Origin of the sequence: Geodermatophilus telluris (assembly GCF_900102745.1) — a bacterium.
Classification (GTDB): domain Bacteria; phylum Actinomycetota; class Actinomycetes; order Mycobacteriales; family Geodermatophilaceae; genus Geodermatophilus; species Geodermatophilus telluris.
This window is the reverse complement of record NZ_FMZF01000010.1, coordinates 1-4,736: the sequence shown is the minus strand read 5'-3', so window position 1 is coordinate 4,736 and position 4,736 is coordinate 1. Positions and strand designations below refer to the sequence as shown.

The following is a 4,736-nucleotide window of genomic DNA, read 5'->3' as shown; positions in this document are numbered from 1 at the left end:
CCCGGCCCGTCGCGTTCCCGGGGTGTCCCGGCGACACGGGCGGCGTGTCGCCCGGTCACCGCCCCGGGCTGTCGACACGGCGACCGGGCCCGTCCGGCGACCACCGGGCCGGCCGTCCCCTGCCGTCCGGCCACCTGCGGGAACGGCGCGGGACCGCCGTCCCGGTGCCGACGAGTCGACACGGCCGGAATGGTCACCGAATGGCTCGGGAACGCATCCGACGCCATTCCTCACGATGCGGTCACGCGGACCTCTTCTTCGTCCGTTCGTGTTTCGCAGACCCCTACTGTCGTCCTCGCCCGGAATGGACGAGAGACCGCCGGCCGCACCTCCGCCCCGGAACCCGGCGGCGCACACCCTCCCTGGAAGGACCTCCCCATGCCCAGCTCGACGTCCCGACGGAGCCGCGTCGGCGTCCGCGGCTCCGTCCTCGCCGTCGGTGCCGCCGGCATGGCCGCCGCCGTCCTCGTCGGCGGCTTCGGCCTGTCCGGTCTGCAGGACGCCGGCGCCACGCTCGACGAGGTCAGCTCCCTCGACGCCGCGCTGAGCAGCGTGCAGGACATCGAGACCTCGAACTCCGACGTCACCGGCTGGCAGGCGTCCTACGCCTGGGACACCCGCCGCATCGGTGGTGCGGCGGCCGTCGCGGAGGACAACGCCAACCGCGCCGGCTTCCTCGACAGCGCCGACCGGCTGCGCGGTCACCTGGCGGCGATGCCCACGGACGTGCTGACCGAGGAGGAGCGGTCGACCTTCGCCACCATCGAGGAGCGCTGGGAGGACTTCTTCGAGGTGGACGAGCAGGTCGTGCAGGCCTTCGCCCAGGACACCCCGGCCGCCCTCGAGGCGGGCGACCAGTTGGTCCTCGGCCCCGGGTGGGACGTGTACTTCGAGGTCTTCACGCTCACCACGGAGCTGCGCGAGTCGCTCGAGGCCCGGGCCGACGCCGCCGTCGACGCCGCGCACGCCGAGCAGTCGCAGGCGCAGTGGACCACGGCGGTCGCTATCGCGCTGGGGCTGGTCGCCACGCTGGTCCTGGCTCTCGGCACCGCCCGCCGCATCGTGCGGCCGCTCACCTCGGTGCTGTCCGTGGCCTCCGCCCTGGCCGCTGGGGACCTGACCACGACCTCCGGGGTCCGGTCGCGCGACGAGGTCGGCCGCGTGGCCCTGGCACTCGACGAGGCGCAGGCCCGCCTCCGGGAGGTGATGGCCTCGGTCGTGTCCTCGGCGGACGCGGTGGCCGCGTCCTCGGAGGAGCTGTCGGCGTCGTCCGCGCAGATCTCGGCCTCGGCGGAGGAGACCTCGGCGCAGTCCGGCGTGGTCGCCGGTGCGGCCGAGGAGGTGTCGCGCAACGTGCAGACCGTGGCCGCGGGTGCCGAGCAGATGGGCGCGTCGATCCGGGAGATCGCCAGCAACGCCGCCGAGGCCTCCGCGGTGGCCGCCCGCGCCGTCACCGCGGCGGAGACCACCACCGCCACGGTCGCCAAGCTCGGTGACTCCTCCGCCGAGATCGGCAACGTCGTCAAGGTCATCACCAGCATCGCCGAGCAGACGAACCTGCTCGCCCTCAACGCCACCATCGAGGCCGCCCGCGCCGGTGAGGCGGGTAAGGGCTTCGCGGTGGTGGCCAACGAGGTCAAGGAGCTGGCCCAGGAGACGGCGAAGGCGACGGAGGACATCGCCCGCCGCGTCCAGGCCATCCAGGCCGACACCGGCGCCGCGGTCGGCGCGATCGGGGAGATCAGCCAGATCGTCGCCCAGATCTCCGACCGGCAGACCACCATCGCCTCCGCGGTGGAGGAGCAGACGGCCACCACCAACGAGATGAGCCGCTCCGTGCAGGAGGCCGCCCAGGGGTCGGGCCAGATCGCCGACAACATCTCCGGGGTCTCCACCGCCGCGGACTCCACCACCCAGGCGCTCACCCAGACCCGCACGGCCGTCGACGAGCTCGCCCGCATGGCCGCCGACCTGCGCACCACCGTCGCCCGCTTCACCTACTGAACGCACCCGCCCGCACCGCACGACCACCCACCTGGAGAGACCCATGAGCGACACCCGCAGCGGCCGCACGGGCGGCTGGTTCGCCGACCGGCCCGTCGGCGTCAAGATCGGCGCCGCCGTCGTCGTCCTCGCGCTCGTCGCGGTCGCGATGACCGTCCTGGCCGTCAGCCGGCTGTCCGCCCTGGAGGCGGCCGCGACCCGGATCAACGACAACGTCGTCCGGCTCGCCGACCTGGCCAACATCCAGCGCTCCTGGCAGGGCGACCGATCGCGGTACAACACCTACCCGATCGCCGACGCGCAGGCCCGGGCCGCGCTCCTCACCGACCTGGCCGAGCGGCGGGACACCATCGACGGGCAGCTCGACGCCTACGCCGAGGTGACGGTGAACCGGCAGGCGTTCGACGAGTTCCGCGCCACCGTCGAGGACTACTACGCCATCGCCGACGAGCAGCTGGTGCCCGCCGCCGACGCCGGCGACCTGGCCACGGCGGCCGCGGTGATCACCGGCCCGCTGCAGGACCGCTCCGACGTGCTCATGGACCAGTACAACGCCATGCAGGAGCGGCGGGTCGGCGCCGGCCAGGCCGACGCCGACGACGCCGCCGCGATCCACTCCTCGTCGACGACCACCCTCTGGGTGGCCCTGGCCGCCGGCGTCCTCGTCGCCGGCGCCCTCACGGTGTCCGTCGTGCGGCGGCTGGTGAGCACCGTGCGCTCGGTGCAGCGGTCGGTCGAGGCCCTGGCCGACGGCGACCTGACCGTCGTCCCCGAGGTGCGCGGGCAGGACGAGCTCGGCCGCATGGCCGCCGCGCTCGGCACGGCGCAGGACAACCTGCGCGGCGTGCTGCAGGCGGTCGCCGCGTCGGCCGACGCGGTCGCCGCCTCCTCCGAGGAGCTGTCCGCGTCGTCGGCGCAGATCTCCGCCTCGGCGGAGGAGACCTCGGCGCAGTCCGGCGTGGTCGCCGGTGCCGCGGACGAGGTGTCGCGCAACGTGCAGACCGTCGCCGCCGGCGCGGAGCAGATGGGCGCCTCGATCCGGGAGATCGCCAGCAACGCCGCCGAGGCCAGCGCGGTGGCCGCCCGCGCCGTCACCGCGGCGGAGACCACCACCGCCACGGTCGCCAAGCTCGGTGACTCCTCCGCCGAGATCGGCAACGTCGTCAAGGTCATCACCTCGATCGCCGAGCAGACGAACCTGCTGGCGCTCAACGCCACGATCGAGGCCGCTCGCGCTGGTGAGGCCGGCAAGGGCTTCGCCGTCGTCGCGAACGAGGTCAAGGAGCTGGCCCAGGAGACGGCGAAGGCGACGGAGGACATCGCCCGCCGCGTCCAGGCGATCCAGGGCGACACCACCGCCGCCGTCGGCGCCATCGGGGAGATCTCCCAGATCGTCGCCCAGATCAGCGACCGGCAGACCACCATCGCCTCCGCGGTGGAGGAGCAGACGGCCACCACCAACGAGATGTCGCGCTCGGTGCAAGAGGCCGCCCAGGGGTCGGGCCAGATCGCCGACAACATCTCGGGCGTCTCCAGCGCGGCCGACTCCACCACCCAGGCGCTGACCCAGACGCGCACCGCCGTCGACGAGCTGTCGCGGATGGCCGCCGAGCTGCGCACCAGCGTCGCCCGCTTCACCTACTGAACACCGGCCCCTGCAAGGGCCGCGACAAGGAGACACCCGTGCCCCTCCCCCGCCTCCAGAACGTCCGTGTCGGACGCCGGCTCGGCCTCGCCTTCGGCGCCGTCGGAGCGCTCGTGCTGGTCACCGCCGGCGCCGGGCTGTCCGCGGTCGGCGAGCAGCGCGACCTCGCCGAGCAGGTGAGCGCCGTCGACGGTGTCCTCGCCGACGCCGAGACCGCCCGCTTCCAGATCGCGGACGTCACCGGCTGGCAGGGCCTGGTCGTGGCCGACGTCGCCGCCTACGGCCCGGCGGTGGCGCTGGCGCCCGACGCCTACAACCGGTCGGGTCTCCTGGAGGCGAAGGCGGCGGTGTACGAGTGGCTCGACCAGGTCGACACCTCGGCGATGGACGCCACCGAGCTCGAGGCCTTCGAGCAGCTGCGCCCGGCGTGGGACGAGTACTTCCGCTGGGACGACCAGGTGGTCGAGTGGCTCTCGGTGGGGACGCCGGAGAGCTTCGTGTCGACGATCGAGAGCATCAACGGCGGTGACGCCGGCGCGGGCTACGGCATCGTCCTCGGCCTGGCCGACACCGTGCAGGCGTCGGCCCAGGAGCGCGCCGCCGACCTCCGCCGGCAGCAGGACGCGGCGCAGACCCGGGCGACGGCACTGCTCAGCGTGGTCGGGGTGCTCGCCGTCCTCCTGGCCGCGGGGCTGTCCGTGCTGGCGGCCCGCTCGGTGGTCCGGCCGCTGCGGCAGGTCCGGTCGGCGCTGGACGCCGCGGCGCAGGGTGACCTGACCGTGGACTCGGGCGTCGCGCGGCGGGACGAGGTCGGCGAGATGGCGGCCTCGCTGGCGGCCATGCAGGCGGGCATCCGCGAGGTGATGGCGTCGGTGGCCGGTGCCTCCGACGCGGTGGCCGCCAGCTCCGAGGAGCTGTCGGCGTCGTCGGCGCAGATCTCGGCCTCGGCGGAGGAGACCTCGGCGCAGTCGGGTGTGGTGGCCGGCGCTGCGGAGGAGGTCAGCCGCAACGTGCAGACGGTGGCCGCGGGTGCGGAGCAGATGGGGGCGTCGATCCGGGAGATCGCCAGCAACGCCGCCGAGGCCTC

3 protein-coding genes are annotated in these 4,736 nt (G+C 74.1%); all 3 read left to right on the top strand.

Annotation, left to right across the window (positions count from 1 at the left end; all coding sequences use genetic code 11):
* The first annotated feature begins 378 nt into the window (after positions 1-378).
* The gene (locus BLQ97_RS22785) at positions 379-2,004 is read left to right on the top strand and encodes a methyl-accepting chemotaxis protein (RefSeq protein WP_245692673.1); all 1,626 of its coding nucleotides are present in this window, start codon (positions 379-381) and stop codon (positions 2,002-2,004) included.
* A 43-nt stretch (positions 2,005-2,047) separates the two neighbouring features.
* Positions 2,048-3,649 carry a methyl-accepting chemotaxis protein gene (locus BLQ97_RS22780; protein ID WP_091369520.1) on the top strand — a complete coding sequence of 534 codons (1,602 nt, stop codon included), beginning with the start codon at positions 2,048-2,050 and terminating at the stop codon, positions 3,647-3,649.
* 38 nt (positions 3,650-3,687) lie between these two features.
* The coding region (locus BLQ97_RS22775) for a HAMP domain-containing protein (RefSeq protein WP_245692672.1) at positions 3,688-4,736 on the top strand (1,049 nt) is incomplete at its 3' end.

Excerpts from the sequence above, each read along its gene's own strand:
- BLQ97_RS22785 (WP_245692673.1), top strand. The coding sequence starts at position 379 with ATGCCCAGCTCGACGTCCCGACGGAGCCGCGTCGGCGTCCGCGGCTCC.
- BLQ97_RS22780 (WP_091369520.1), top strand. The coding sequence starts at position 2,048 with ATGAGCGACACCCGCAGCGGCCGCACGGGCGGCTGGTTCGCCGACCGG.